The organism is Sphaerotilus sp. (genome assembly GCF_013299175.1).
GTDB lineage: Bacteria > Pseudomonadota > Gammaproteobacteria > Burkholderiales > Burkholderiaceae_C > Sphaerotilus.
Map to the genome: position 1 here is coordinate 1 of NZ_JAAFKF010000005.1, position 26,163 is coordinate 26,163.

General features: G+C 70.7%; 25 protein-coding genes. 4 read left to right on the forward strand and 21 right to left on the reverse strand.

Annotation, left to right across the window (positions count from 1 at the left end; translation table 11 throughout):
- The 3 genes from QZW52_RS01685 to QZW52_RS01695 all read left to right on the forward strand — a co-directional run.
- The coding region (locus tag QZW52_RS01685; protein ID WP_293994451.1) for an NAD(+) synthase at nt 1-1,403 on the forward strand (1,403 nt) is incomplete at its 5' end.
- 77 nt (nt 1,404-1,480) lie between these two features.
- Nucleotides 1,481-4,282 carry a zinc-dependent metalloprotease gene (locus tag QZW52_RS01690; protein WP_293994453.1) on the forward strand — a complete coding sequence of 934 codons (2,802 nt, stop codon included), beginning with the start codon at nt 1,481-1,483 and terminating at the stop codon, nt 4,280-4,282.
- Between the two features lie 264 nt (nt 4,283-4,546).
- Complete coding sequence (locus tag QZW52_RS01695) at nt 4,547-5,899, forward strand: methyl-accepting chemotaxis protein (protein WP_293994455.1); 1,353 nt, start codon at nt 4,547-4,549, stop codon at nt 5,897-5,899.
- Nucleotides 5,900-5,935: 36 nt separating this feature from the next.
- On the opposite strand, the gene QZW52_RS01700 is transcribed toward QZW52_RS01695, so the two are convergent.
- Genes QZW52_RS01700 through rarD form a run of 3 tightly spaced genes read right to left on the reverse strand, consistent with a single transcriptional unit; the run spans nt 5,936 to nt 10,077 of the window.
- Complete coding sequence (locus QZW52_RS01700) at nt 5,936-7,780, reverse strand: aminopeptidase P family protein (RefSeq protein ID WP_293994457.1); 1,845 nt, start codon at nt 7,778-7,780, stop codon at nt 5,936-5,938.
- A gap of 12 nt (nt 7,781-7,792) precedes the next feature.
- Complete coding sequence (locus tag QZW52_RS01705) at nt 7,793-9,208, reverse strand: TAXI family TRAP transporter solute-binding subunit (protein WP_293994459.1); 1,416 nt, start codon at nt 9,206-9,208, stop codon at nt 7,793-7,795.
- Nucleotides 9,205-10,077, reverse strand: a complete 873-nt coding sequence (gene rarD / locus QZW52_RS01710) for an EamA family transporter RarD (RefSeq protein ID WP_293994461.1) — start codon at nt 10,075-10,077, stop codon at nt 9,205-9,207. Before rarD ends, QZW52_RS01705 begins: the two co-directional genes overlap by 4 nt.
- A gap of 136 nt (nt 10,078-10,213) precedes the next feature.
- Between rarD and QZW52_RS01715 the strand changes: the two genes are divergently transcribed.
- The gene (locus QZW52_RS01715; RefSeq protein WP_293994463.1) at nt 10,214-11,302 is read left to right on the forward strand and encodes a S1C family serine protease; all 1,089 of its coding nucleotides are present in this window, start codon (nt 10,214-10,216) and stop codon (nt 11,300-11,302) included.
- Nucleotides 11,303-11,305: 3 nt separating this feature from the next.
- Here the strand turns inward: QZW52_RS01715 and QZW52_RS01720 are convergent, their stop codons facing one another.
- The 18 genes from QZW52_RS01720 to glyA form a co-directional block, all read right to left on the reverse strand.
- Nucleotides 11,306-11,593 carry a GNAT family N-acetyltransferase gene (locus tag QZW52_RS01720; protein WP_293994465.1) on the reverse strand — a complete coding sequence of 96 codons (288 nt, stop codon included), beginning with the start codon at nt 11,591-11,593 and terminating at the stop codon, nt 11,306-11,308.
- Between the two features lie 11 nt (nt 11,594-11,604).
- The gene (gene tolA, locus QZW52_RS01725; protein ID WP_293994467.1) at nt 11,605-12,603 is read right to left on the reverse strand and encodes a cell envelope integrity protein TolA; all 999 of its coding nucleotides are present in this window, start codon (nt 12,601-12,603) and stop codon (nt 11,605-11,607) included.
- A 6-nt stretch (nt 12,604-12,609) separates the two neighbouring features.
- Nucleotides 12,610-13,071, reverse strand: coding sequence for an ExbD/TolR family protein (locus QZW52_RS01730; protein WP_293994470.1), 462 nt, complete (start codon nt 13,069-13,071; stop codon nt 12,610-12,612).
- Between the two features lies 1 nt (nt 13,072).
- Nucleotides 13,073-13,819, reverse strand: a complete 747-nt coding sequence (gene tolQ, locus QZW52_RS01735; protein WP_293994473.1) for a protein TolQ — start codon at nt 13,817-13,819, stop codon at nt 13,073-13,075.
- On the reverse strand, nt 13,816-14,223 hold the full coding sequence (ybgC, locus tag QZW52_RS01740; protein ID WP_293994476.1) for a tol-pal system-associated acyl-CoA thioesterase: 408 nt from the start codon (nt 14,221-14,223) through the stop codon (nt 13,816-13,818). Before ybgC ends, tolQ begins: the two co-directional genes overlap by 4 nt.
- Before the next feature lie 29 nt (nt 14,224-14,252).
- Nucleotides 14,253-15,584 (reverse strand): serine/threonine-protein kinase, encoded by a 1,332-nt coding sequence (locus tag QZW52_RS01745; RefSeq protein WP_293994481.1) that lies wholly within the window; start codon nt 15,582-15,584, stop codon nt 14,253-14,255.
- Between the two features lie 31 nt (nt 15,585-15,615).
- Nucleotides 15,616-16,797: a pyridoxal phosphate-dependent aminotransferase gene (locus tag QZW52_RS01750; RefSeq protein WP_434738253.1), complete on the reverse strand. Its 1,182-nt coding sequence runs from the start codon at nt 16,795-16,797 to the stop codon at nt 15,616-15,618.
- Between the two features lie 29 nt (nt 16,798-16,826).
- Nucleotides 16,827-17,348 (reverse strand): transcription antitermination factor NusB, encoded by a 522-nt coding sequence (gene nusB, locus QZW52_RS01755; RefSeq protein ID WP_293994487.1) that lies wholly within the window; start codon nt 17,346-17,348, stop codon nt 16,827-16,829.
- On the reverse strand, nt 17,345-17,809 hold the full coding sequence (ribH, locus tag QZW52_RS01760; protein ID WP_293994490.1) for a 6,7-dimethyl-8-ribityllumazine synthase: 465 nt from the start codon (nt 17,807-17,809) through the stop codon (nt 17,345-17,347). The genes nusB and ribH overlap by 4 nt, the downstream gene beginning before the upstream one ends.
- 15 nt (nt 17,810-17,824) lie before the next feature.
- Nucleotides 17,825-18,916: a bifunctional 3,4-dihydroxy-2-butanone-4-phosphate synthase/GTP cyclohydrolase II gene (gene ribBA / locus QZW52_RS01765; RefSeq protein ID WP_293994493.1), complete on the reverse strand. Its 1,092-nt coding sequence runs from the start codon at nt 18,914-18,916 to the stop codon at nt 17,825-17,827.
- Between the two features lie 18 nt (nt 18,917-18,934).
- The gene (gene ribD, locus QZW52_RS01770; RefSeq protein WP_293994496.1) at nt 18,935-20,083 is read right to left on the reverse strand and encodes a bifunctional diaminohydroxyphosphoribosylaminopyrimidine deaminase/5-amino-6-(5-phosphoribosylamino)uracil reductase RibD; all 1,149 of its coding nucleotides are present in this window, start codon (nt 20,081-20,083) and stop codon (nt 18,935-18,937) included.
- Nucleotides 20,084-20,093: 10 nt separating this feature from the next.
- Nucleotides 20,094-21,293 carry a type IV pilus modification PilV family protein gene (locus tag QZW52_RS01775; RefSeq protein WP_293994498.1) on the reverse strand — a complete coding sequence of 400 codons (1,200 nt, stop codon included), beginning with the start codon at nt 21,291-21,293 and terminating at the stop codon, nt 20,094-20,096.
- On the reverse strand, nt 21,290-22,549 hold the full coding sequence (locus tag QZW52_RS01780) for a serine/threonine-protein kinase (protein WP_293994499.1): 1,260 nt from the start codon (nt 22,547-22,549) through the stop codon (nt 21,290-21,292). Before QZW52_RS01780 ends, QZW52_RS01775 begins: the two co-directional genes overlap by 4 nt.
- Nucleotides 22,533-23,270: a hypothetical protein gene (locus tag QZW52_RS01785; RefSeq protein ID WP_293994501.1), complete on the reverse strand. Its 738-nt coding sequence runs from the start codon at nt 23,268-23,270 to the stop codon at nt 22,533-22,535. Before QZW52_RS01785 ends, QZW52_RS01780 begins: the two co-directional genes overlap by 17 nt.
- Nucleotides 23,267-23,746: a type IV pilin protein gene (locus tag QZW52_RS01790; protein ID WP_293994503.1), complete on the reverse strand. Its 480-nt coding sequence runs from the start codon at nt 23,744-23,746 to the stop codon at nt 23,267-23,269. Before QZW52_RS01790 ends, QZW52_RS01785 begins: the two co-directional genes overlap by 4 nt.
- The gene (locus QZW52_RS01795; RefSeq protein WP_293994507.1) at nt 23,740-24,306 is read right to left on the reverse strand and encodes a GspH/FimT family protein; all 567 of its coding nucleotides are present in this window, start codon (nt 24,304-24,306) and stop codon (nt 23,740-23,742) included. Before QZW52_RS01795 ends, QZW52_RS01790 begins: the two co-directional genes overlap by 7 nt.
- Nucleotides 24,307-24,412: 106 nt before the next feature.
- On the reverse strand, nt 24,413-24,862 hold the full coding sequence (gene nrdR, locus QZW52_RS01800; protein ID WP_293994510.1) for a transcriptional regulator NrdR: 450 nt from the start codon (nt 24,860-24,862) through the stop codon (nt 24,413-24,415).
- Nucleotides 24,863-24,890: 28 nt separating this feature from the next.
- Complete coding sequence (glyA, locus tag QZW52_RS01805) at nt 24,891-26,144, reverse strand: serine hydroxymethyltransferase (protein WP_293994513.1); 1,254 nt, start codon at nt 26,142-26,144, stop codon at nt 24,891-24,893.
- Between the last annotated feature and the right edge of the window lie 19 nt (nt 26,145-26,163).

Below are 26,163 nucleotides of genomic sequence, written 5' to 3' on the forward strand. Positions count from 1 at the left end.
ACCGCCACGCCCTGGTGGCGCAGCAGTCGGCCCGCTGCATCGCCGCCTACCTCTACACCTCGTCCGGCCACGGCGAATCGACCACCGACCTCGCCTGGGACGGGCAGGCGCTGGTCTATGAAAACGGCTCCCTGCTGGCCGAGTCCGAGCGGTTCAAGCTCGACGCCCAGCTCGTCACCGCCGACATCGACCTCGAACGCCTGTCCCGCGAGCGCATGCGCCAGACCAGCTACGCCGCCACCGCCGCCCGCCACCGCGCCGAAGTGGCCGCGTTCCGCACCGTGCGTTTCGCGCTGAAGCGGCCGGACGATGCCGTGCTGCCCTTGAAACGCTGGGTGGACCGCTTCCCCTACGTGCCATCCGACCCGCGCAGCCGGGACGCCCGTTGCGAGGAGGTCTACCAGATCCAGGTGCAAGCCTTGGTGCAGCGGCTGCAGTCGTCGGGCGTGAAGAAGCTGGTGATCGGCGTGTCGGGCGGGCTGGACTCGACGCAGGCGCTGCTGGTCTGCGCGAAGACGATGGACCGGCTCGGCCTGCCGCGCAGCCACATCCTCGCCTACACGATGCCCGGTTACGCCACGAGCGGGCGCACGCTGGACCAGGCGCTGCGGCTGATGGCGTCGATCGGCTGCACGGCCGAGACGATCGACATCCGCCCGAGCTGCCAGCAGATGCTCGACGACATCAATCACCCCTTCGCTGACGGCCAGCCGCAGTACGACATCACCTTCGAGAACGTGCAGGCCGGCGAGCGCACCAGCCACCTGTTCCGCCTCGCCAACCACCACGGCGCGATGGTGGTGGGCACGGGCGACCTGAGCGAGATGGCGCTGGGCTGGTGTACCTACGGCGTGGGCGACCACATGTCGCACTACAACGTCAACGGGAGCGTGCCCAAGACGCTGATCAAGCACCTCGTGCGCTGGGTGGCGGCGCAGGGCGGCTTCGGGCCGGTGTGCAGCCAGGCGCTGATCGACGTGGTGGACACCGAGATCAGCCCGGAACTCGTGCCCGGCAGCGCGGACGGCCAGACGCAGCAGAGCACGGAGAGCAGCGTCGGCCCCTACGAGCTGCAGGATTTCCACCTCTACTACACGCTGCGCTTCGGCTTCGCGCCGTCGAAGGTGGCCTTCCTCGCGCTGCACACCTGGGGCGACGCGCAGACCGGGCGCTGGCCGGACGGCATCGGCGCACACAACGCCTACCCGCTGCCCGAGGTGAAGCGCCACCTGCGCACCTTCCTGTGGCGCTTCTTCAAGACGAGCCAGTTCAAGCGGTCGTGCGTGCCGAACGGGCCGAAGGTGGGTTCTGGTGGGTCGCTGTCGCCACGCGGGGACTGGCGGGCGCCGAGTGATGCAGAAGCCACGGTCTGGCTCGGCGATCTCGACCGCGTGCCCGGCTGAGGTTCGGCCCGCGGACACAATCTGCGGGTTCTGGTTTTCCGTGTTCACCTCTGTCGCCTTTGTCGCACTGGATCTGCATGTCGCCGCATTCCCTGATTTCCCTGGCGGCGGCATTGGCCGCGCTGACTGGCTGCGCCCACCAGGCTGCCGCCCCGACGACGACGGCCGCCGCCGCGCCGGCCCCTGCAGCGGCTGCGTCGGCGGTTCGCCCCGCCAGCGCCGCCAGCGCGCCAACCGGTGCAGCGCCGGCAGCCGGCGCCCCGACCGCCGCCGCCGCGCTGCCCCCCGTGGTCAACCCGCTGCCGCCGTTCGCGCTGCTGACCCGTGATGCCAAACGCTTCGGCGGGATGATCACCGCGTGGCAGAAGGACGAGAAAGTCTGGCTGGAGTTGTCGGAGCAGGATTTCAACGTGCCGTTCTTCCTGTCGCCGAAGATCGCGGGCGGCATCGGGGAGGGGAGCGTGCTCGGTGGTCTGATGGGCGGGCGCACAGGGGCCGGGCGGGCGCAGTGGGTCGAGTTCCGCCGCGTGCATGGGCAGGTCCAGCTCATCGCCCGCAACGCCCAGTACGTCGCCAAGGCCGGCACGCCCGAGGCCCGCGCCGTCGCCGCGGCGTTCTCGCCCAGCCTGCTCGCCAGCACCCCCGTCGCCAGCCAGCCGCACCCCGATCGCAAGACGGTGCTTATCGATGCCAACGCGCTGTTCATGGGCGACCTGCTCGGCATCGGCGCCCAACTGCAGCGCACCTACCGCCAGGGCTACGGACTCGACCCACGCAACTCCGCCATCACCTCGGTGCGCGCCCAGCCGGACTTACTGGTCGTGCAGGTGCAGAGCCATTTCGCCACCGCCTCGCTCAGCGAAGGCCAGCCCGGCATGCCCGTCAGCCCGAGCGTGCCGCAGACGCTGCCCGATGCCCGCAGCCTGTTCGTGCAACTGCACTACTCGCTGTCGCGCCTGCCCGACAAGCCGATGCCGCCCCGCGCCGCCGACGCCCGCATCGGCCATTTCCTCACCACCGTCGATGACTACAGCGACGACATCGCCCGCAGCCCGCGCCTGCGCCACATCCACCGCTGGCGCCTGGAGAAGAAAGACCCGGCCGCCACGTTGTCCGAGCCGGTCAAGCCGATCACCTACTGGATCGACCGCAGCGTGCCCGAACGCTACCGGGCGCCGATCACGGCCGGCATCCTGGAGTGGAACAAGGCGTTCGAGCCGCTCGGTTTCAAGGACGCCATCGCCGTCAAGGTGCAACCCGACGACGCGGGCTTCGACACGCTCGACACCGGCATCGCCTCGATCCGCTGGATGACCAACGCGAGCGCGATGTTCGGCGCGGTCGGCCCGGTGCATGTCGATCCCCGCAGCGGCGAGATCCTGGACGCCGACATCGCCATCGAGAGCCTGAGTTCGCGGGCCATCCGCACGCTGCAGTCGCAGATCCTGGCGCACCCCGGCGTGGACGACTGGCTGGCGCTGATGCAGGCGCGGGATGCGCAGCGCGAGCGGCCGGCGACGGCGGCGTTCGCCAAGCCGTTCAGCCTGACCGACCTCTGCCAGCACGCGGACCTGGCCGGCGAGCAGTTGAGCTACGCGCTGGACGTGCTGGCGCTGCGTGATGGCGCCGACCCGGCCGGTCCCGAGGCCCAGGCATTCGTTACCGCTTACCTCAAGGATGTGACGATGCACGAGGTCGGCCACACGCTCGGCCTGCGCCACAACTTCCGCGCCTCGCACGTCTACAGCGAGGCGCAGTTGTCCGACCCCGAGTTCACCCGCACCCACGCCCTGTCCGGCTCGGTGATGGACTACTCGGCGGTCAACCTGCCGGGGCGCGGCCAGCCAGCGGTGGCGCCGTTCCTGACCACGCTCGGCCCGTATGACCTGTGGGCGATCGAGTACGCCTACCGCCCGCTGCCCGCCGAGCAGGAAACCGCCGAGCTGGCGCGCATCGCCAACCGCAGCAGCGAGCCGGAACTCGCCTACGGCACCGACGAGGACAACCTGTTCGGCCTCGACCCGGAATCGCTGCAGGGCGACCTCGGCAGCGATCCGGTGGCCTTCGCCCGCAAGCGCATCGCCATCGCCCGCGACCTGCTGCGCCGGCTGGAAGCCCGGCCCGCCGCCGAGGCCGACTACGCGACGCTGCGCCGCGGCGTCAACTACGCGCTGCGCGACGTGGCCCGCGTCAGCGGCACGCTGCTGCGCCAGATCGGCGGCCTGCGCACGCTGCGCGACGCCCCCGGCACCGGCCGCGATCCGCTGACTCCCGTGTCCGCCGCACAGCAGCGCGCGGCACTCGACACGCTGGCCGCCGAGGTGCTGTCACCCGACAGCCTGAGCGTCTCGCCCGGCCTGCAGCGCCGACTCGGACCCGATTACCTGGACCGAGCCGATGCGCTGTTCGGCGGCAGTGCGGCGGTCGCCACCGACTTCACGCCACAGATCCAGCTCTCCGACCTGCAGCGCGGCGTGCTGGCGCAGCTCATGAGCGAAGGCGTGGCCTTGCGCCTGCTCGACGGGGCCACCAAGGTCAGCGATCCGGCGCAGAGCCTCACGCTGGCCGAGCTGAACCGGCGCATCGACGCCGAGGTCTGGGCCGATCTGGCGCCGGGCCGTGCTGACATTCCCGCCCTGCGCCGGGCGTTGCAGCGGGAGCACACGACACGCCTGATCGCCGGGCTGATGCAGCCCGCGCAGCTCGGTCGCGTGGAATTGCGCACGCTCCTGCGCCAGAGAGCGGAGCGTCTGCTGGCGCGGCTGCGCTCGGTACGTTATCGTTCCGATTGGTCGGCAGAGACGGCTTCGCACCTACAGGACAGCATCCAGATGCTGCGCGAAGCCCTGCAGGCCAAGGTGGTTCGACCGAATGTGTGAACAGTGAAGCGATCCGAGGTCGCCACGCGGGGCTTGCGACCTTGGATTGCAGGCCCCTGCGACCTCCAGATGCAGGTTCACTTTTGCACTATCCGGCGCCACAGGGCGCGTTCAGGGGCAGATTGCGGGATCTGACTCCCTCGCTCGCAGGCACACCATGCAAGCTCTTGCAGTTCGGTGTGAGTGTGACGAGACGTGATGTATTTCGCAAAACGTAGACCTTGAACAGAATCGGGGCATCGACCAGACCGGAGCCCGTCCCCGATGCTTTCCTTCCACCACACCCGCCGCCTGCTTGCCGAGCTGACCGTGGCGACCCGCCTGGGGCTCGGCTTCGGCGCCCTGATCGCCCTGATGCTGGTGCTGACGCTGTTTGGCGTCTACGCGCTCCAGGACAACCAGTTGCAACTGCTGCAACTGGGCAACGTGTCTGTGGCCCAGCTCACGCGGCTGCAATCCGATCAACAGCAGTGGACCCTGCTGCTCGGCTCGCTCGGGGCGCTGGCGCTGCTGGGCGGTTCGGTGGTGGCATGGACACTGGTGGACAGCGTCACGCACCCGCTGGACCGGGCGGTGGACATGGCCGAACGGCTCGCCGATGGCGAGGACCACGACCTGATCGACACGCACCAGCAAGACGAATTCGGGCACCTCCTTCGGGCGATGACCGACATCCGCCGCCGCTTGCAGACCGCCTCCCGCGACGCGGTACCGGTCTCGATCGAGGCGATGGCCAACGCCCCCGCGGCACCGGTCGATGGCTGGGCGGACACGGCAGGGGCGGTGGCGCTGGTCGATGGCGATCAGCCGCTGCAGGTTTCTGTCCGCACCGCGCAGGAGATGCTCGGCGTGGCCGTGACGGCGGCGCAGCGGGGTGGTGAAGTGGTGTCGCAGGTCGTGGCCAACATGGACGACATCCGCGCCTCCAGCCGCGAGATTTTCGAGATCATCGGCAAGATCGACAACATTGCCTTCCAGACCAACCTGCTGGCGCTGCACGCGGCGGTGGAAGCGGCCCAGGCCGGCGAGAAGGGCAAGGGCTTTGCGACGGTGGCCGGCGAGGTGCGGGCGCTGGCGGTGCGCGCGGCGAATGCGGCCAAGGAGATCAAGACGCTGGTCCACGCGTCGGCGGAGAAGGTCGAGTTCGGTGGCCAGCTCGCCCGCGACGCGGACCTGACGATGGACGCGATCGTCATCTCGGTGCAGCGCATGACCGACTGTCTGGAGCAACGCCGCCAGCACCCGCAGCTCGGTGGCAGCCCGCAGGCGTCGCTGCCCGAGCAGGACGTGGCTCTGCTGGACCGCCTGACCGCCAGCAACGCCACGATGGCCGCCGAGAGCGCCTCCACCGCCGAAGCTCTGCGCCTGCAGGCCGAGCGGCTGCAGAAGGTGGTCAGCGCCTTCCAGATGCTCCAGCAGACCCAGGAAGCCGCCTGGAACGCCCACCATGCCATCGCCAGCGCCCGCCAGCGCGCCAAGGGGGAGCAGCCCTCGCCAACACCGCCGTTCCCGTCCGCCGACTGGGGCACGCTGGACGAGAACCGCCAAGCCGCCCGCCTGCGCCGCCGCACGGACGACCGTGGCGACGGCAGCGGTGGTGATTCGACGACCTACTGACCGGCTGGCCCGGTCCTGCTGAACCGCCGAGCCCGCTCAGACGGGTGCAGTGCGGGCCACCAGCCAGTCCAGCGCCGCACCCGACAGCCGCGGCGCCAGACGGCGGCAGACCTCGGTGTGGTACTGGTTGAGCCACTGCCGCTCATCCTCGCGCAGCAGGCCGAAGTCGAGGCAGCGCGTGTCGATCGGGCACAGCGTCAGGGTCTCGAACGCCAAATACTCGCCAAACTCGTCGGGTTCGCCGACCGAGACAGTCAGCCCCAGGTTCTCGATGCGGATGCCCCAGCGGCCGTCGCGGTACAGCCCCGGCTCGATCGAGGTGATCATGCCCGGCCACATCGCCATCGAGGCGTCCGGGACCGCCCGCGAGATGCTCTGCGGCCCCTCATGCACGTTCAGGAAGTAGCCCACGCCGTGCCCGGTGCCGTGGCCGAAATCCAGACCGGCCTCCCACAGCGGGACGCGGGCCAGCGTGTCGAGGTGCGGCGACAGTGTGCCGGCGGGGAAGCGGGCGCGTGACAAGTTGATCGTGCCCTTGAGGACGCGGGTGTAGTCGGCCTTCTGCGCCGTGCTCGGGGTGCCGATCGGCCAGACGCGGGTGATGTCGGTGGTGCCGCCCAGGTACTGCGCGCCGGAGTCGATCAGCAGCAGTCCCTCCGCCACCAGCCCGTCCGGCGTCGAGATCCAGGCGAACGATTCAGGCGTCGCCCGGTAATGCGGCATTGCGCCGTTGGCGTTGAAGCCGGCGATGGTCGGGAAGCTCAGCGAGACGAAGCCCGGCTGGCGCGCCCGCTCTGCGCTCAGGCGTTCGTCGATGGTCAGCTCGCTGATGGCTTCATGGCCGAGTGCCGCTTCGAACCACGCATAGAACGCGCACATCGCTGCACCATCCGCTTCCATCGCCTCGCGCACGAAGGTGGCCTCGGCGGCGGTCTTGCGGCTCTTGGCCAAGGTGCTCGGGTTGATCGCCTCGACCACGCGCACGCCCGCCGGCACGGCCTGCCGCAAGCCCAGCGTGATGCGCTTCGGATCGACCAGCAGCGTGGCACCCGCCGGCAACCGGGCGAGCGCCGGGGCCGCGTCGGCGTAGTCGCCCAGTGCGACACCGTCCGCTGCCAGCCGGGCCTGGAGGTCCGCGTCGATCTTGCCGGCACCGACGAAGAGCGTGGCTTGCGGTGTCGTGGCGGTGGTGTCGATCAGGACGTGGGCGAGGAAGACCGGGTTGTAGTCCACGTCCGCGCCGCGCAGGTTGGTGAGCCACGCCACGTCGTCCACGGTGGAGACGAGGTGGTGCGTGGCGCCGACCCGCAGCATGGCGGCATGCACGGCGGCGAGCTTGTCGGCGCGGGACACGGCGGCGTGCGGCGCACGGTGTTCGTAGACCGCCGCGGTCGGCAGCCCCGAGCGATCCGGCCACGCTTCGTCGAGCACGTCCAGGTCGGTGCGCAGCACGGTGCCGCGGGCCGCCATCGCCTCGCCCAACTGCTTGGCCGCGGCCAGCCCCAGCACGGCCGCATCCACCGCCAGCACCTCGCCCGCCGCCAGCGTCTGGGCGAGCCAGTCGAGGTGGTGCGTCGCGGCGCCGGTCGGGATCTTCACCAGCTCGACCGTGGTGCCGGCGAGTTCGGCCTCGGCCTGCGTCCAGTAGCGGCTGTCGGCAAAGACGGCGGCGCGGGTCGGCGTGACCACCAGCGTGCCCATCGAGCCGGTGAAGCCCGAAAAGCGCACGCGGCCCTGCCAGCGTTCGGGCAGGTACTCGGACAGGTGCGGATCGGCGGACGGCACCAGCACGGCGGCCAGTCCGTGGTGGCGCAGGCGCTCGCGCAGCAGGGCGAGGCGTTCGGGGATCGGTGAGAGGGGGGCGATCGGGGCGTGCGTCATGGCGGTGTGGGTTCAGGTCGGAGAGGTCACGGGCGCATCCGGCGTGCCGGGCATCCCGTCGAGCCGCTGGCGCACCAGCGTGATGTGGCTGCGCAGCGAGTACAGCTCGTCCGCATACGACAGCGGTACCGGCAGGCGCTCGACCAGCTCCTCGATGCGGTCCAGGTCGCTGGTGAGCAGGGTGCGGCTGCGGGTGCGATCGGTGATGTGCTGCTCGATTTCGCGCAGGCTGCCGTACCAGCGGAAGATGCGCGAGCGGATGCGGAAGTTGTAGAGCGGCGGCACCACCCGGGACAGCGGGATCAGCACCGCGATGATCGACACCAGCACCACCCACATCCGGTCCACCAGATTCGCCATCCAGAAGCTCACATGGCGCTGCAGCACCGGCTCGCCGCTGGTGTAGAACCGATGGGCCTCGGGCGCCAGCGGGTAGTCGCCGCCCAGGCCCTTGGGGAACTCGCCCTTCGCCTGGAACCAGTTCGGCTCGCCGTGGATCTTGCGGGCGGCCTGCACCAGCAACTGCTGGAGGGCGGGATGCGTGTCATCGCGCACCACCAGCATCGCCGTCGCCGCCACCAGCCGCACGTCCTGCGCCGGCAGATCCTTCGCCAGATCGACCACGCCCCGCGGCAGCCCGACCGGCGTCACCTGCGGCACGCGCCGGGCATAGGCTTCCGCCTGCGCAAAATCCAGCAGCCGCACGCCCGGCGTGATCAGCAGCATCCGCACCATCGGCGACTCCGGCGCCGAGACCATCGCCATCGCGTCGATCTCGCCCGCCAGCAGCGCGACGACCGCAGGCGTCGTGGCCAGCCGGGTCAGCGGCATCGAGGCGGTGTCGAGTCCGTTGGCGTCCAGCAGCCGGCGCATCAGGTTGGTCACGCCGCTGCCGTCCTGCCCGACGTTGAGCCGCCAGCCGGCCATCTGCGACAGGCTGTCGAGCGTCTCGCGGCCGAGTTTGGCCTTGGCGGTGTCGTCGCGGTAGAACACCCAGACCGGCTCGCGGAACAGGCTGCCCAGGCTCAGCAGCTTGTCGTCCGGGGCTTCGTCGCTGAGCTGCACCTCGTCGGAGCCGCCTTGCACGAAGGCCGCGTCCACCTCGCCGCTCTTGAGCAACTGCAGGTTTTCCAGCGAACCTTGCGTTGGCCGGAGCACCACCTCGATGCCGTGCTTGTCGAGCGCCTGCTGGTAACGCTGTCCGAAGGCGGCGTAGGCCCCTTGCGCGGTGCCGGTGGCCAGGACCATGCGCCGCGGCGGGTTCGGGTCGAGCATCACGTAGGCCATCCACACCAGCCCGACCGCCAGCAGCAGCACCGGCCCGCCCGTGATGAGCATCTCCTTCAGCGAGATCAGGGCGGAGCGCACCCGCAGCAGCGCGGCGCTGGTGTGGCGGGTCAGGGGTTTGGGTCTGGACAGGGTGGTCATGGTGTCCTTCGGCTGCGCCACCAGAGTTCGGCGCTGAACAAGGCGCAAGCGGCCCAGATGATGGCAAATCCCTGTGCCCGCGCACCGGCAAAGGGTTCGTGGAACAGCCACACGCCCAGCGCGAGCTGGATCGTCGGCCCGATGTACTGCAGCATGCCCAGCAGGCTCAGCGGGATGCGCCGCGCTCCACCCGCGAACAGCAGCAGCGGCACGGCGGTCAGCGGCCCGGTGAGCAGCAGCAGGCCCTGCAGGTCGAGTGTCGCACCGGGGAAGGTCGCCTGTCCTTGCGTGATCGCCCAGCCGAGTCCCGCCAGCGCGACCGGCCCGAGCAGCAGCGTTTCCAGTGTCAGCCCTTCGAGGGCGCCCAGCGTGGCCGTCTTGCGCAGCAGGCCGTAGGTGGAAAAACTCGCGGCCAGCACCAGCGCGATCCACGGCGGCGTGCCCTGCGCCCAGGTCAGCCATGCCACGCCGAGTGCCGCCGTCGCCACCGCCAGCCACTGCACCGGCCGCAGCCGCTCCTTCAGCACCAGCGCGCCGGTCAGCACGTTGACCAGTGGCGTGATGAAGTAGCCCAGGCTCGCGTCCACCACGCGGCCGTGGCCGATCGCCCAGATGTAGACGTACCAGTTGGTGGCGATCAGCACCGACGACGCCAGGAACAGCCCGAGCACGCGGCGGTTGCGCAGCGCCGGCCCGAGCCACGCCCACTGCCGCCGCACGGTCAGCACGCCCAGCAGGAACACCAGCGACCACACGACCCGGTGCGCCAGCACTTCGAGCGCGACGACGCCGTGCAGCAGCCGGAAATACAGCGGGAACAGTCCCCAGATCACGTAGGCGAGCGACGCCTGCACGATGCCGCCGCGCATCAGAGGGAGTGGGGCGCCGAGGCCCGGACAGGTTTGGACATGGGCTGAGGATACTTCCTTGGGGTGGTGACAGAATGCAAGGGAATGGCCCATCACTGGACGCACCATGACGACCCATGCAAACAATCCGTCCGACATGAACCCGAGCCTTGGCCGGAGGAAGGCGCTGGAACGGGGGCTGTTGCTGGCGCTGACGCTGGCCTGCCCGCTGACGGCGTGTGGCCGGGAGGAGGTGTCGGCACCGCGCCCGGTGGCCACGCGGGGCGCGCTGCTGGCGGACGAGCAGGCGGTGGTGAACCTGTTCGAGCAGTCCGCGCCGTCGGTCGCCTACATCACCACCGAGACGGTGCAGCGCGGCAGTTTCGGGGGCGCCGAGGTCAGCCAGGGGGCGGGATCGGGCTTCGTCTGGGACAGCGCCGGCCACATCGTCACCAACTTCCACGTCGTCAAGGATGCCCGCAAGGTCTTCGTGCGGCTCGACGCCGGCAAGCCGATCGAGGCCGAGCCGATCGGCGGTGCAGCCGAGTACGACCTCGCCGTGCTGCGCCTGAAGGTGGTGCCGAAGAACCTGCGCCCGGTGCCGGTGGGCACGTCGCGCGACCTGCGCATCGGGCAGACGGTCTACGCGATCGGCAATCCCTTCGGCCTGCAGCGCACGCTGACCAAGGGCCTCGTCAGCGCGCTCGACCGCGAATTGCCGACGGCGAATTTCCGTGAAGTCGCGGGCGTGATCCAGACGGATGCGGCCATCAATCCGGGCAACTCGGGCGGGCCGCTGCTGGACAGCGCGGGGCGGCTGATCGGCGTGAACTCGGCGATCCGCTCGGCCAGCGGCAGCTCGTCGGGCATCGGGTTCGCGATTCCGGTGGATCTGGTGAACCGGGTGGTGCCGTCGCTCATCAACCGGGGCCACGCGCCGCTGCCGGGGATCGGGGTGACGCCGATCTCGCCGGACCAGGTGGCGCGGGCGGGGATCACGGGCGTGGTGCTGGGCGCAGTGGGGCGGGGAACACCGGCCGCGTCGGCCGGACTGGTGCCCTACAACCCGCAGACCGGCGACCTCGGGGATGTCATCGTCGGCGTCAACGGCAAGCCGGTGCAGACGCTGTCCACCTTCGTCGGCGAGCTGGAGCGGGCGGGGATCGACGCGACGGTGGAGCTGACGGTGCGGCGGGGGGACAGGGAGCGGGCGGTGCGGGTCAAGGTGATCGACCTGCGCGCCTGAACCTCAGCCGGCTTGCCGCACCGCCAGCTCGGGATGCCGGCGAATGAAGACGCGCACATACGAACACGAGGGACGCACCGCCAGTCCTTCCTCCGCGGCCCACCCCAGCGCCTCGCGCACCAGCGCCGCCGCGATGCCCCGCCCCTCCAGTGCCTGCGGCACTCCCGTGTGGTGGAAGTCCACCACCCCAGGGCTGTGCCGGTAGGCGGCCACGCAGAGCAGCCCGTCCACCGTGGTCTCGAAGCGGGAGGCGCAGGCGTTGTGAACCACCAGGATGGGTGCAGTGGTCATGTCGTCAGCCGTCATGGTTTCCAGGGGATGTCGATCTCTGATGGCACCCGGTTGTCGGTGTCACGGGGCAGGATGCCGGCTTTGTCGATCGCGTTGAGCACCGCCTGGTCCCAGTCGGCCTGACCGCTGGACTGGACCAGTTCGCGCGAAAGGATCGTCCCGTCGGGTGCCACCCGGACCCGCACGATGGTGGGTCGGGCGACGCTGACGGTGCGGTCCGGGTAGAACAGCTTGGGCAGAAGGTAGGCACGCAGGCGACCCGCGTAGCCGGCGGACTGGCCGGAGGACTGGGCGGCGGTGCCCGTGCCGCCGGGCGGTGTGGCAGGTCGGGCGGGTGTGGTCGCGCCAGCGTCACCGCCGTCACCGAGCTGCTTTTGCAGGCGCTTGAGGTTGTCTTCGCGGGCCTTGGCGGTCTTCTCCTGCTGGGCGGCTTCCTTGGCCTTCTCGGTGGCGGCGGCTTTCTCTGCGGCCTTGGCCTCGGCTTTTTCCGCTGCCTTGCGCTCGGCGGCTTTCTGATCGGCTTTGTCCTTGGCGGCTTGTTCTGCCCGCTCCGCTTTCTCTGCCTTCTCCGCCTTGTCGAGCTTGGCCTGCTTTTCCGCCTGTCTGTTGGCTTCCTCGGTGTCACGGCGGCGCTTGTCCGCCTTCTCGCGGGCAATGTCGGCGTCCCGTGGTGCCGGGGGTGGCTCGATCACCTTGGGTGTCGGGGCCGGTGGCGTGGGGACTTTGACCACTGGCGCGGGCGGCGGTGGTGGTGGCAGTGGTGGCGTCGGGGTGGCGGGCGCCCTGGGGACGGGGGCTGCCTGCTGCGGCACGGCCGACCACAGCTCGGCGCTGACCGTGGCGATTTCCTGGCGCTTCCACGCCACGCCAAACGCCAGCGCGGCGATCAGCCCGGCGTGTGCGATCAGTGCCACCGTGGTGCCCAGGCGCAGGCTGTCCGCCGAGGGCGGGTTGCGCACGGGGTCGTGCGGCGGTGGGGCGGGTGAGGGCGTCGGGCGGGCCATCGTCATCGCCGCTCAGGAGCCTGTCGTGCGAACCGCCAGCCCGACCCGCGCCACGCCAGCCTTCTGCAGCGTGTCCATGACCTTGACCACCGCCTCGTATTTCACGCCCTTGTCGGCGGAAATGACCACCGGCGTCTGCGCCGCACTGGCCGCATCGCCCTGCAGCGCCTGGATGCGCTTGGCGAGCTGCGGCAAGGCGATGCGCTCGCCTTCGGCGTCCGGGTTGCCGCTGTCGGCCTTGCCGTTGACCTTGATGCGCAGCAGCTCGCCCGCGTCCAACTGCACCTCGACGATGCGGTCCGGCTGGCGCTGGGCCTTGCCGACGGTGGGCAGGTCGATCACGCCCGGCGTCATCAGCGGCGCGCTCACCATGAAGATGATCAGCAGCACCAGCATCACGTCGATGAACGGCACCATGTTGATCTCGTTGATGGTGCGGCGGCGGCTGGCGCCGCGGTGGCTGACGGCGGGCATGTCAGAACCGCCCCGTCGCCGCACCGGGCACAGGCGCGGGCGCTTGTGCTGCAGCCCCGGCCGAGGGTGTCTGGTTCTGGTTCGCGTTGCGGGCCAGGATGTTGGAGAACTCTTCCATGAAGTTGTCCTGCTGCATGGCGATGCGGTCGATGTCGCGGGCGAAGCGGTTGTAGGCGATCACGGCGGGGATGGCGGAGAACAGGCCGATCGCGGTGGCCACCAGCGCCTCGGCGATGCCCGGTGCGACGGTGGACAGCGACACCTGCTGCAGGTTCGCCAGCCCGGTGAAGGCGTGCATGATCCCCCAGACCGTGCCGAACAGGCCCACATACGGCGACACCGAGCCGACGGTGGCGAGGAAGGACAGGTGCGACTCGACGACATCCAGCTCGCGCTGGCAGCTCGCCCGCATCGCCCGGCGTGCGCCGTCGAGCAGCGCGCCCGCGTCGCTCACCCGGCGTTCGCGCAGCTTGAGGAACTCGCGCATCCCTGCCGTGAAGATGCGCTCCATCGGGGCGGCGTGCTGGGCGTTGCGTTCGCTTTGCTGGTAGAGGTCGTTGACGTGGCGGCCGGACCAGAAGTCGCGCTCGAACTGGTCGTTGCCCTGACGGACCTTCTTCAGGCCGACGATCTTGCCGAAGATCACCGCCCAGCTCGCCAGCGACACGGCCAGCAGGATGGCCATCACGAGTTGCACCACCACGCTGGCGTGGAGGATCAGTTGCAGGATGTTGAGGTCCTGGTTCATGCGGTTCCGATCGTGTCGAGGAGGTGGGGGGGAATGCGGCGCGGGCGCAGCGTGTGCGCGTCCACGCAGCCGATGCGGATGCGGCCTTCGGCGAGCACGTCCGTGCCCCGCAGCGCCTGCTGGTCGAGCACGAGGCTGGCCTTGCCCGACTCGGCCAGCCGCACGGTGACCGTGACTTCATCGTCCAGACGCGCCGGGCGCAGGTAGCGCACTGCCGTGTCGCTGACGACGAACTGCAACCCGTCGTCGCGGCGCAGGGCTTCCTGCGACACGCCGAAGCTGCGCAGCCACTCGGTGCGGGCGCGCTCGAAGAACTTCAGGTAGTTGGCGTAGAACACGACGCCGCCGGCATCCGTGTCTTCCCAGTAGATGCGCAGGGGCCAGTGGAACAGCGTGTCGGCCATGTCGGTGTCGTGTCTCCGGTGCTCGGGTCTCAGTTCAGCCACAGCATGGCCACGACCAGCAGCAACAGCACCAGCACGCCCGCCAGCAGCGCGCTGAGCACCCAGCTCGGCCGCTCCTGGGCCAGCGGGGCCTCCTCGTAGGGTCCGGATGGCTCGGCAGGACGCACGGTGTCTGGCGCATCGGGAGCGGTCGTCAGCAGCACCGGGCCAGGAGCGGTGGCCGTGGCGGTGGTGATGGATGCGGCGCCGGGTGCCGCGGGTGTCTGCGTGGCCAGCCAGGCGCGCAGCGCGCGTGCGACCGTGCCGGCGGTGCGCTGGCGCTGTTCCGGGTCGATGCTGATGGCCTGCAGCGCGATGGCAGCGAGCGCAGCGGGCACGTCGGGCTGGTGCTCGCGCGGCGGCCGTGGGCGGGCGGCCCGCACGGCGGCGCGGATCTCCGCCAGCGAGGTGCCGCCATAGGGCCGCTGGCCGGTGAGCAGCTCGTAGAGGACGACGCCCAGCGAGTACACGTCGGTGCGCGCATCGCACTCGCGGCCCTCGAACTGCTCGGGCGCGGCGTAGAAGGGCGAACCGAGCGCCGGCCCGCCGATGGCCTCGGTCTGGTGCAGCAACTGCGCGATGCCGAAATCGAGCACCACCGGCCGCGTGCGCCCGACCATGAAGATGTTGGCCGGCTTGATGTCGCGGTGGACCACGCCCTTGCCATGCGCGTAGCTGAGCGCGTCCGCCACCCGGCGCACGATCAGCGCGGCCTGCTCCGGCGTCGGTCGCCAGCCCGAGCGCAGCATCTGCGACAAGTCCTTGCCGCGCAGCAGCTCCATGGCGATGTAGGCGCCGTCCGGGCTGACCCCGGCGTCGTGGACCGTGACGATGTGGGCGTGGCTGAGGCGGGCGGCGGCGCGGGCCTCGTCGAGCACGCGCTCGGTCAGGCGCGCGCGTTCGTGTTCCGGCACGGCCAGCGGCAAGGTCTTCACCGCCACGCGCCGCGCCAGCACGGTGTCGTAGGCCGCCCAGACCGTGCCGAGTCCGCCCGCACCCAGCGGGCGCTCCAGCACGTAGCGCCCCATCTCGCCACTGCCCGCCTCGGCCACCATGGCGGTGGCGTCACCCGGCCTGTGCAGGGCCGGCGGCGCCGCGGTGTGCAGCAGTTGGGTGGATTCGTCCGCGTGTACGGTGCGCCGGCGGGGCGCCGCGTGCAGGGCCTCGTCGATCTGCAGCTCGAACGGCAGGCTGTCGGGTGCATCAGGCCCGTCCGGTGCATCGGGCAAGTCGATCAGGTCGCCAGGACGGGTCGGCAGCCACAGGCCGAGGGATCCGGTGTCGTGGGGCGTGCGGGTCGGCGGGGACATCAGGCGGGTCATGGGCGGGAACGCTGGGCAGGCCCGCAGGCCGTCAGCGCCCGAGCACGCGCTGCAGGCGCCGCACGGCTTCGTGCAGATCGTCCACCGCGCTGGCGAAGGACAGCCGGGCGTAGCGGCCCGTCTCGGCGTGGCCGAAATCGCGGCCGGGCGTGAGGGCGATGTGGGCGCGCTCCATCATGTCGAAGCAGAACTGCCAACTGTCGGGCGCGTGGGCGGTCACGTCGAACCAGACGTAGAAGGCGCCGTCCGGCTGCACCGGCACCGCCAGCCCCAGGGCGTTCAGCGCGGGCACGATGAAATCCCGGCGGGCCTGCATCGACGCCCGGCGCGCTTCGCAGACGGCCAGCGTCTCGGGGGTGAAGCAGGCCAGCGCCGCCTGCTGCGCGATGGCGGAGGCGCAGATGTAGAGGTTCTGCGCCAGTTTCTCGACCGGTGCCACCAGGGCCTCGGGCAGCACCAGCCAGCCCAGTCGCCAGCCGGTCATGCCGAAGTACTTGGAGAAGCTGTTGACCACCAGCACGTCGTCCCCCAGCGCCAGCGCAGTGCGGGCGTCGCCGCCGAAGCTCAGGCCAAGGTAGATCTCGTCCACGATGGTGATGCCGCCGCGGGCACGCACCGCGGCGACGATCTCCGCCAGGGTGTCGGCGGGGACGGACGTGCCGGTCGGGTTGGACGGCGAGGCGAGCATCACGCCGCGGGTGTTCGGACCCCAGGCGGCGGCGACCGAGGCGGCGTCGAGCTGGAACCGCTGCGCCGCGGTGGTCGGGATCAGCCGGGCCGTGCCGCCTGCCGCGGTGACGAAGTGGCGGTTGCAGGGGTAGCACGGGTCCGGCATCAGGAACTCGTCCCCCGGCTCGACCAGCGCGGTACACAGCAGTTGCAGCGCCGCCGACGCGCCAGCCGTGACCACGATGCGCTCCGGGGCCACCGCGACACCCCAGCGGCTGGCGTACCAGTCCGACAGGGCTTGGCGCAGTGCGGGCAGACCGACGGCCGGGGTGTACTGCGTGCGGCCGGCGTCCAGGCACTGCTGCGCGGCGGCGACCACCGCGGGCGGCGCGGTCTCGTCCGGCTCGCCGATGTTGAGGTAGACCATCCGCTCGCCACCCTGCGCGGGGTCGCACGCCGGGGTGCGGGCGATGGCGTCGGCGGCCTTGGCGCACTCCATCACCCAGAACGGCTCGATGCCCGCCACGCGCTGCGCCAGCCGCAGCGGATCGGGCGTTGGCTGTGGCGGCAGGTTCATGCGGAGCGGGAGGCCGCGCGGGCCTGGCGTTGTGCGGCCACTTCGGTGGGGCGCAGATCCACGGCGGCCTTGTCCAGCACGCCGTTGACGTACTTGTGGCCATCGGTGCCGCCGAAGGACTTGGCCAGCTCGACCGCCTCGTTGATGGCGACGCGGTAGGGCACGTCCACGCAGTGCTGCAGCTCGTACAGGCCGATCATCAGCACACCGTGCTCGATGGGCGACAGCTCGGCGATCGGGCGGTCCAGGTGGGGCACCAGCAGGCTGTCGAGCGCGGGTGCCTGCTCGATGCAGCCTTGCAGCAGGGCATCGAACATGGCGCTGTCGCACTTGCTGAACTCGTCCTGCTCGCGCATGTGCGACCGCACGACGCTGATCTCGGCGCGGCTGATCTGCCACTCGTACAGCCCCTGCAGCGCCAGTTCACGGGAGCGCCGGCGGGCCGATTTGGGGCGTGCAGCGGGGCCTGATCCGGTCGTGCTGGGCGTGTCCGTGCGGGGTTTGGGGGTCGGGTTCAAGTCAGCTCTTCCAGCAAATTGGCCATTTCGACGGCGACACGGGCTGCGTCGCGGCCTTTTTCTTCGGTGCGTGCCCAAGCCTGGGCTTCGTTCTCGACCGTGAGGATGGCGTTGGCGATCGGCACGCCGTGGTCCAGCGACACGCGGGTCACGGCCGCGCCGCTCTCGTTGGCGACCAGCTCGAAGTGGTAGGTTTCGCCGCGGATGATGCAGCCCAGGGCGATCAGCGCGTCGTGGTCGTCCGATTCGGCCAGCGCCTGCAGCGCAACCGCGACTTCGAGCGCACCGGGCACGCCGACGTGGCGGATGTGCTTGCGCTCCACGCCCAGCAGCACCAGCTCGTTGACGCAGTGCTCGGCGAGCGCGTCGGTGATGGCGGCGTTGAAGCGGGCCTGGACAATCGCCACCCGGAGGTCGCTGCCGTCGAGGTGGGGTGTCGTGCCCTTGTCTGCGCCTTGCATGGTGTGTTCCTTGGGTTAACCCGCCACCGGCATGAACCCGGTGACTTCGAGTCCGTAGCCGACCATGCTGGGCATGCGGCGCTGGTTGCTGAGCAGCTTCATGCGGCGGATGCCGAGGTCACGCAGGATCTGGGCGCCCACGCCGTAGGTGCGCAGGTCCATCGACGTGCGTGGCGGCTCGCCGGTGGGCGGCAGGGCGACGCCGAGCAGGGCCTGCGCGTCCTGCGCCACGTTGAGCAGCACGGCCACACCGCGGCCGGACTCCTGCAGCGTGGTCAGCGCCTGCGGCAGCGACCACGAGTGGCGGGCGCGGCCGATGTCGAGCAGGTCCATCACCGACAGCGGTTCATGCACGCGCACCAGCACTTCATCTTCATCCGTCCAGGCACCGGCACTCAGCGCGAGGTGGACCTGTCCGGTGCGGTCGCGGTAGACACGGCTGTCGAAGGCGCCCCAGGGCGTTGTCAGCCGGTCCTGGTGCAGGCACTCGATCAGCGACTCGTTGCCGCTGCGGTAGGTGATCAGGTCGGCGATGGTGCCGATCTTGAGGTTGTGCTCGCGGGCGAATTCCTGCAGGTCGGGCAGGCGGGCCATCGTGCCGTCGTCCTTCATGATCTCGCAGATCACCGACGACGGCGACAACCCCGCCATGCGCGCCAGATCGCAGCCCGCTTCGGTGTGGCCGGCGCGCATGAGCACGCCGCCGTCCTGCGCCTGCAGCGGGAAGATGTGGCCGGGTTGCACGAGGTCGCGTGCCACGCTGTCACGGGCGACGGCCACCTGCACGGTGCGGGCACGGTCGGCGGCGGAGATGCCGGTCGTGACACCGGTGGCCGCCTCGATGGAGACGGTGAACGCGGTGCTGTGCTTGGTGCCGTTGCGGGCGGCCATGGGCGGCAGTTGCAGGTGCTCGCAGCGTTCTCGGGTGAGGGTCAGACAGATCAGCCCGCGTCCGTAGCGGGCCATGAAATTGATCGCTTCGGGCGTGACCAGATCGGAGGCGAAGACCAGATCGCCTTCGTTTTCGCGGTCTTCTTCGTCCACCAGGATGATCATGCGACCGGCCGCCAGCTCGGCGACCAGCTCGGGAATGGGTGAAATCGGCATCCTGCGATTGTAGGCGGCTCAGGCCGGCGAGCCGAACGCCGTTGCAGACCGTGCCATCAGTCGCACATCGGCACCGATGCGGGTGAGGTCGGTGAAGACCAGCGGCGCGGCGTCGGCGATCTGTGCCAGCGGCCCGAAGGCGGCCATGTCCCGGCCGGCGCCCAGCAGCCGGGGTGCGAGGTAGACGAGGAATTCATCGACCAGACCGGCGCGCACGAAGCTGCCATTGAGGTGCTGGCCGGCCTCGATGTGCAGCTCGTTCACGCCGCGCTGGCCGAGTGTGTCCAGCACGGCGGGCAGGTCGATCCAGCCGCCCGCATCGGTGTGGACGGGCTGCACGGTGACGTTCGGGCGCACCAGCGCCGCCGCCCGCGGGTTGTTCAGCGCCGTCGCAGCGCACACCAGCAGCACCTCGCCCGGCGGGTCCAGCAGCCGGGCGTTCGGCGGCGTGTCAAGCCGCGCATCGAGCACCACGCGCAAGGGCTGGCGCGCCGTGTGGACGAGCCGCACGTCCAGGCGCGGATCGTCCTCGCGCACGGTGCCGATGCCGGTCAGCACGGCCCCGGCGCGGCGGCGCCAGGCGTGGCCGTCGGCGCGGGCTTCGGCGCCGGTGATCCACTGGCTGGTGCCGTCGGGCAGGGCGGTGCGGCCATCCAGACTGGCCGCGATCTTCAGCCGCACCCACGGCCGCCCGCGCAGCATGCGCGAGAAAAACCCGATGTTCAGCTCACGGGCAGCGTCGGCCATCAGCCCATGGGCCACGGGGATGCCAGCCGCCTGCAGCCGCGCCAGCCCCTGTCCGGCCACCAGCGGATTCGGGTCCAGCACGGCGGCGACGACCCGGCCGACGCCCGCGGCGATCAGGGTGTCGGCGCACGGTGGCGTGCGGCCATGGTGGGCACAGGGTTCCAGGGTGACGTGGACGGTCGTGCCGCGCACGCTGTGGCCGTCGGCCTGGGCGGCGCGCAGGGCCATGACTTCGGCGTGCGGGCCGCCGGCCTGCTGGGTGTGGCCGGCGCCGAGGACGCGTCCGCGGCCATCGCTGATGACGCAGCCGACCCGCGGGTTGGGTTCTGTCAGTCCGATGGCCTGCTCGGCCCAGTGCAGTGCCTGGGCCATTGCCACCTGGTCGTGGGCCGAAAACGGGGAGCTGGGGGTGTCGCGCATGGCGCCATTGTCAGGGCTGGTGGGCGACGGTGCTGTCGTCCACGCCATGGCTGGCGCCGGCATCGACCGGACACCGCGCCGCCGCCCGGATCACCAGGAAGTTCTGGTTGCCCAGCGGCGTGGTCACCACGCTGTAGCTGGCGGGGTGTTCCGGGTTGTCGATGCGGCCATTGCCATCCTGGTCGGCGCTGTAGCGGCAGATGCGGAACCGTCCTGTGTTGCCCCCCGTGGCGCCCACCAGCAGCCAGCCCTGCGGGACCAGATCGAGCCGCCCCGACCAGCGCGGCACTCCGCCAGAGGCTGGCGCCACGGGCTGCACGACGCAGTGGTAGGCGATCGACGTCCTGGCCGTGGTGCCGGGTGGCACGCCGACAGGGCCGTCCTGCGCGCATTCCCAGGCCGGGCTGGGGTGGCCGGTGGTGGTGAGACCCAGGCGCAGCAGGGTGCCCATGGCCGCGCTGGCGGGTTGCTCCGCGTCGGTGCTGGTGAGGGTGTCGCGGTCGGTGGCGAAGCGGATGTGGCCGGCGAGCAGCAGGCCGCTCATGGCCTTGCAGGTGCCCAGGCTGCCGGCGTTCAGGGACTCGGCAGGCAGCCCCGCCACGCTGTCACAGCGGCCGATCACCTCGCCGGAGCGGCTGTCGAACAGCCAGACCAGCGCCTCGTCGGTGCGCGGCTTGAAGGCGTGGCGGCCGTCACCGAGGTCGCGGGCGGCGGCGGGAATGCGCAGGGAGCGTTCGGGGGTGCCGGGGCTGCTGGTGGCTGTCGCGCTGGAGAGGGGGGTGGTGCGGTTGAGCAGGGTGGCCGCGCCCAGCGCCGGGTCGATGGCTGTCAGCGCCGTGCCCAGGGTCAGCGCGTGGGCCGTGGTCTGGCGGTCCTCCCAGCGCACGGTGGTGGCCACGCTGTGCAGCCGCCCGGCCGTGTCGGTCTGCACGCGGCGTTCCAGCGTGTAGCGGGTGGGCGAGGAGGCGGTGTCGATCGGCACCGGTCCACGGTCGGCGATGCTGGCGTTGCCGGTGGTGCCGGTGGTGCCGCTGAGCCAGCGCAGTTGCTCCAGATCGCTGGCCGCGTGGCGGACGGCTTCGCTGCGCTGGCGGGACAGGTCGGTGCTGCGGCGCAGTTCCAGGTGCAGCCGCAGCAGCGAGGCCGTGCCCAGCCCGAACAGGGCCACGGCCACCAGCAGCTCGATCAGTGCCAGGCCGCGGCGGTTCATCGGGTATGGGGATCGAACCAGCTACCCGGCACGGGCACGAGCGCCCCGCCGAGCGCCCCGGCCCGCTCCAGCACGCCAGCATCCCGCACCACCTCGATCGGCCCGCGCAGCGTGGTGCGGTCCAGACTGACCAGGGCGCCGCGCAACAGGCTGCGCGGCCCGGCCGCCGCCGAGGTGTCCACGCGGCCCGCCACGGTCAGTCCGTGCAGCACCGCGTCCGGCCCGAGGCGCAGGACGCCCCGCACGACCAGCAGCAGCGGCGCCTCGGCCGTGCCCCACTGGCCTTGTGCCAGTGCCAGATCCCCGTCGAGCCAGAGCGCGCGTGCGCCGAGTCGCCACGCGCTGTCGAGGTCGCCGCCCGTGCAGCCGGCAGCACACGCCAGGGTCTGCCAAGACGGCAGGGCCTGCAGCGCCGCCAGATGCATTCCGAACAGGCGCCGCCAGAGGGCGTCGGCGCCTGCCGCCAGGGGCGGGTCTTGTGCCACGAGACCGGCGGCGGCGGGCTGACCGGGCGGGCCGAGCACTTGGGCCAGGGTGTCCAGGGTGATGGTGCTGCCGCTGTGGACCGTGGTGCCGCCGCTGGCGGGGTCGCTGTTGACGGTGCGGGCGCCGTCGGCCAGCGTGACCGCGCCCACGCTGGTCAGCGCCGCCAGCGGGGGCTGCACCACCTGCCCGAGTGTGGCCAGCGCCGTGGTGATGCGGTAGCGGCTGTCCGGCTCGGGCTGGGTGTCGCCGCCGCAGTCCGGGCCGGCGGTCGAGCAGCCCTCGGCGCTCAGGGTCCACAGGCCCGTGCGGGCACCGGGCTGGAGGGTCACGGCGAAGGCGGGGGCTTCGGCGGCGGCGCCGGTGGGTGGAACCTGGCCCGCGCCGCCGTCGGGACAGTGGCAGCGCCAGTCCGGACCCGTCGCGGTCTGCGCGCAGGCGGGTTGCAGCGGCAGCGCGGTGGCGAGGCTGCGGTCCCAGCGGCTGCGCAGCGCGGCAGGGCGTGTGGTGCTGTCCTGTGGCGCGGGCAGGCATTGCGCGTCCACTGCCCGTGGATCGTTCAGGTGTGACACGGCCCAGTCGAGTCCGGCGTGGGCCGCTTCCTGTGCCCGGACGGCGCGGACCATGCCGGCGCTGGCACGCTGCTCGAACAGGAGTGCGCGGTGGCTGTAGAGCAGGCTCAGGTGGGCGATCAGCAGCAGGGTCATCACCATGGCGAGCGTGCCGGTGCCCGAGGCGGCAGTGCGTGGGTGTGGCTCAGAGCGGACAGGCACCCGTGACCTCGTCGTTGCGCAGGCGCGCTTCGGTGGTGAGCTGGCGCTGGATGCGGCTGTCGCGGGCGTCCTGCGCATCGAGTTCGACCCGCACCCTGCGCTGTATCCGCTCGGGCGGGCAGCGGGCTTGCCCGTTGCAGGCCGTCAGCGCGCAGTGGCCCAGCAGACTCTGGCGGGTCTCGTCCAGCCGGATCGCCAGCCGCGTGACCCGCAGGAGCGCCGGGTCCGTGAGCGCCTGCCAGTGGTCGCGTTCGTCCGGGGCGATGGCGCTGCCGGACAGGCGCCATTCGAGGGTCTGCGTGGCGGTGTTCAGGCGCAGGCCGAACTTTTCCTGGTTGCTGTTCACACCGTCCTCGGTCAGGTCGCGGCTGTAGCTGTAGCCCAGCCAGGGCGCCGCGGCCGGGCCGTTCAGCACCGCGCCGCGGTAGGGGTTGGCGGTCAGCGCCACCGCGGGATGGGCCGCGTCCCACACGCCGCCCGACACGTCGGCCCAGTACCCGGCGCGGCGCACGTCCCGCGAGACCAGCTCCACCGCCGTGCGCAGGTCTTGCGTCAACCGGCTCTCCAGCAGCAAGCGGCGCTGCTCATCGACGTGTCCGGACACCAGGTGCAGCGCCACCGTGAGCAGCAGCAGGCCCAGCCCGATCGCCAGCATCAGCTCGACCAGACTCCAGCCCTGGTGTCGGGGTCGGGGTGGATGTCGGGGATGGTGGCGGGTCATGAGGTCCAGCATTGGCGGTTCTGCGCATCGGTGTTGCCGAGCTGGGCATCGGGTCCGGAGCGGTGGTGGAGCTGTCCGGCATCGAGGTCGAGCACCAACCACCGGCACGCAAGGTCGTCGGCCTGCGGACCACGGGCGATGGCCGTGACGCGGTAGCTGCGGTGGGCGCTGTCGGTCTGGACCGAGGTGGTCAGGTCGTAGTGGCCGGCCGGGCTGAGCACGGGCAGATCCAGCCCGTCCCGGCCGAGTCCGCTGGCGTAGAGCGGGTGCTGGGAGCGCCAGCGTTCCTGGGCCTGCTGGAGCTGGGCGAGGGGGGTGATGGCGTCGCTGCGCCGCAGCCGCCGGACCTGGGTCTGCCAGCCCGGCACGGCCAGGGTCGCCAGCATGGCCACGATGAGCATCGCGATGACCAGCTCGACGAGCGTCATGCCGGCGGTGGTGCCGTGGCGAGGGTGCGGCTGTGGCGTGTTCAGCATGGGCTGTAGCCCAGTACCTGTGGCCCTGGCGTGCAGGTCCGCACGCGGCCGAGGATGTTCACGATGTGGCGCAGGGCGCTGCTGCCGTCGGTGGTGGACACGTCGATGCTGCCGGTGGGGGTGAAGGTGCCGTGGCGCGGGTCGAGGCGCAGGCTGGCGACGTTCGATTGCAGCCGGACACGGCGGGCGGCGGGCACCAGCGCGGCGCGCAGCAGCTCGGTGCCGTCGGTGCAGACCACCTGCGGCTCGTCCCGCGCATCGGCGCTGCACTGGCAGGCATCGGCATCGCCGCTGTGGAGCAGGTAGCACATGCCCGCGCTGGTGTCCTGGAAGCTCAGGCGCAGGATGCGGTGGCGCACCACGGCGGCGCTGCGCAGCAGTTGCAGATCGGTCTGGAGTTGTGCCGAGACGCCGAGCAGGTGCTGGCGCAGCAGCCAACTGGAGAAGGTGAGGGCGGCGCTGTGCAGCACGACGGCCGTGAGCGCGAGGACGACCAGCAGCTCCACCAGCGTCAGTCCGTGGTGTCCGTGGTGTCTGTGCCTGCGTGTGGATCGTGTCATCGGCCTGCTCCGCGGTGGCTGTGGAGTTCAGGCTTCAGTCTAGGCAGTCACCTGCCACGGGCGCGTCCCTCTGAAGGGGGATGCGTGCCGGTATTTCGGGGGAGGCTCAGATTTCCCGGATGAGCTGGTTGAAGGCGTCCACGTCCTCGAAGCGCCGGTAGACCGACGCGAAGCGCACGTAGGCCACCTTGTCCAGCCGCTTGAGTTCGCGCATCACCAGCTCGCCGATGTGGGAGGTGGTGACTTCGGTTTCGCCGCTGGTGAACAGCGTGCTCTCGATCCGGGCGATGGCCGCTTCGATCAGGTCCACGCTCACGTTGCGCTTGCGCAGGGCCAGCATCATCGACGCCCGCAGCTTGGCGCGGTCGAACTCGATGCGGTTGCCGTTCTTCTTCACCACCGCGGGCATGGCCAGCTCGACCCGCTCGTAGGTGGTGAAACGCTTGTCGCAGGTGCTGGCGCTGCAGCGGCGGCGCCTGCGCATCGCGTCGCCTTCGTCCGAGGCGCGGGTTTCGACGACCGTGGTGTCCTGGTGACCGCAGTAGGGGCAGCGCATCGTCAGGACACCCGGCCGTGGTGCCGCATCAGCCGCGGTAGACCGGGAAGTCGCGGGTCAGCGCGGCAACCTGCTCGCGCACACGGGCCAGCACGGACTCGTCGTTCGGCGCTTCGAGCACGTCGGCGATCAGGTTGGCGGTCAGGACGGCCTGTTCTTCCTTGAAGCCGCGGGTGGTCATCGCGGGCGAACCCAGGCGGATGCCGCTGGTGACCATCGGCTTCTGCGGGTCGTTGGGGATGCCGTTCTTGTTGCAGGTCATGTGCGCTCGGCCCAGCAGCGCCTCGGCTTCCTTGCCGGTCAGGCCCATCGGGCGCAGATCGACCAGCATGACGTGGCTCTCGGTGCGGCCCGACACGATGCGCAGACCACGCTTGGTCAGCGTCTCGGCCATGGCGGCGGCGTTCTTGACCACCTGTTCCTGGTACGCCTTGAACGCGGGTTGCTGCGCTTCGAGGAAGGCCACCGCCTTGCCGGCGATGACGTGCATCAGCGGGCCGCCCTGGATGCCGGGGAAGATGGCCGAGTTGATCTTCTTGGCGATGTCATCGCCGCGCATCAGGATCAGGCCGCCACGCGGGCCGCGCAGGGTCTTGTGCGTCGTCGTCGTCACCACGTCGGCGTGGGGGACCGGGTTCGGGTAGACGCCGGCCGCGATCAGGCCGGCGTAGTGGGCCATGTCCACCATGAAATACGCGCCGACCGCCTTGGCGACCTTGGCGAACCGCTCGAAGTCGATGCGCAGCGCGAAGGCCGAAGCACCCGCGATGATCAGCTTCGGCTTGTGCTCGTGGGCCAGACGCTCCATCTGGTCGTAGTCGATGTCTTCCTGGGCGTCGAGGCCGTAGGAGACGACCTTGAACCACTTGCCGGACATGTTCAGCGGCATGCCATGCGTCAGATGGCCGCCTTCCGCGAGGCTCAGGCCCATGATGGTGTCGCCGGGCTGCAGCAGGCCGAAGAACACGGCCTGGTTGGCCTGCGAGCCTGAGTTCGGCTGCACGTTGGCGTGGTCGGCGCCGAAAAGCTGCTTGGCGCGGTCGATGGCGAGCTGCTCGACGACATCGACGTGTTCGCAGCCGCCGTAGTAACGCTTGCCGGGATAGCCTTCGGCGTACTTGTTGGTGAGCTGCGAGCCTTGCGCGGCCATGACGGCGGGCGAGGTGTAGTTCTCGCTGGCGATCAGCTCGATGTGCTCTTCCTGGCGGCGCACTTCGGCGTTGATGGCGGCCGTGATCTCGGGATCGATGGCGGCGAGGGTCTGGGTAGCGCGGTCAAACATGGGTAGGCAGTCCTGTCGG

Bases quoted from the DNA above. Each gene is read 5' to 3' on its own strand.
- QZW52_RS01690 (WP_293994453.1), top strand. From the start codon at position 1,481: ATGTCGCCGCATTCCCTGATTTCCCTGGCGGCGGCATTGGCCGCGCTG.
- QZW52_RS01695 (WP_293994455.1), top strand. From the start codon at position 4,547: ATGCTTTCCTTCCACCACACCCGCCGCCTGCTTGCCGAGCTGACCGTG.
- QZW52_RS01700 (WP_293994457.1), bottom strand. From the start codon at position 7,780: ATGACGCACGCCCCGATCGCCCCCCTCTCACCGATCCCCGAACGCCTC.
- QZW52_RS01705 (WP_293994459.1), bottom strand. From the start codon at position 9,208: ATGACCACCCTGTCCAGACCCAAACCCCTGACCCGCCACACCAGCGCC.
- rarD (WP_293994461.1), bottom strand. From the start codon at position 10,077: ATGCGCGGCGGCATCGTGCAGGCGTCGCTCGCCTACGTGATCTGGGGA.
- QZW52_RS01715 (WP_293994463.1), top strand. From the start codon at position 10,214: ATGAACCCGAGCCTTGGCCGGAGGAAGGCGCTGGAACGGGGGCTGTTG.
- QZW52_RS01720 (WP_293994465.1), bottom strand. From the start codon at position 11,593: ATGACCACTGCACCCATCCTGGTGGTTCACAACGCCTGCGCCTCCCGC.
- tolA (WP_293994467.1), bottom strand. From the start codon at position 12,603: ATGACGATGGCCCGCCCGACGCCCTCACCCGCCCCACCGCCGCACGAC.
- QZW52_RS01730 (WP_293994470.1), bottom strand. From the start codon at position 13,071: ATGCCCGCCGTCAGCCACCGCGGCGCCAGCCGCCGCCGCACCATCAAC.
- tolQ (WP_293994473.1), bottom strand. From the start codon at position 13,819: ATGAACCAGGACCTCAACATCCTGCAACTGATCCTCCACGCCAGCGTG.
- ybgC (WP_293994476.1), bottom strand. From the start codon at position 14,223: ATGGCCGACACGCTGTTCCACTGGCCCCTGCGCATCTACTGGGAAGAC.
- QZW52_RS01745 (WP_293994481.1), bottom strand. From the start codon at position 15,584: ATGACCCGCCTGATGTCCCCGCCGACCCGCACGCCCCACGACACCGGA.
- ribH (WP_293994490.1), bottom strand. From the start codon at position 17,809: ATGCAAGGCGCAGACAAGGGCACGACACCCCACCTCGACGGCAGCGAC.
- ribBA (WP_293994493.1), bottom strand. From the start codon at position 18,916: ATGCCGATTTCACCCATTCCCGAGCTGGTCGCCGAGCTGGCGGCCGGT.
- ribD (WP_293994496.1), bottom strand. From the start codon at position 20,083: ATGCGCGACACCCCCAGCTCCCCGTTTTCGGCCCACGACCAGGTGGCA.
- QZW52_RS01775 (WP_293994498.1), bottom strand. From the start codon at position 21,293: ATGAACCGCCGCGGCCTGGCACTGATCGAGCTGCTGGTGGCCGTGGCC.
- QZW52_RS01785 (WP_293994501.1), bottom strand. From the start codon at position 23,270: ATGACCCGCCACCATCCCCGACATCCACCCCGACCCCGACACCAGGGC.
- QZW52_RS01790 (WP_293994503.1), bottom strand. From the start codon at position 23,746: ATGCTGAACACGCCACAGCCGCACCCTCGCCACGGCACCACCGCCGGC.
- QZW52_RS01795 (WP_293994507.1), bottom strand. From the start codon at position 24,306: ATGACACGATCCACACGCAGGCACAGACACCACGGACACCACGGACTG.
- nrdR (WP_293994510.1), bottom strand. From the start codon at position 24,862: ATGCGCTGCCCCTACTGCGGTCACCAGGACACCACGGTCGTCGAAACC.
- glyA (WP_293994513.1), bottom strand. From the start codon at position 26,144: ATGTTTGACCGCGCTACCCAGACCCTCGCCGCCATCGATCCCGAGATC.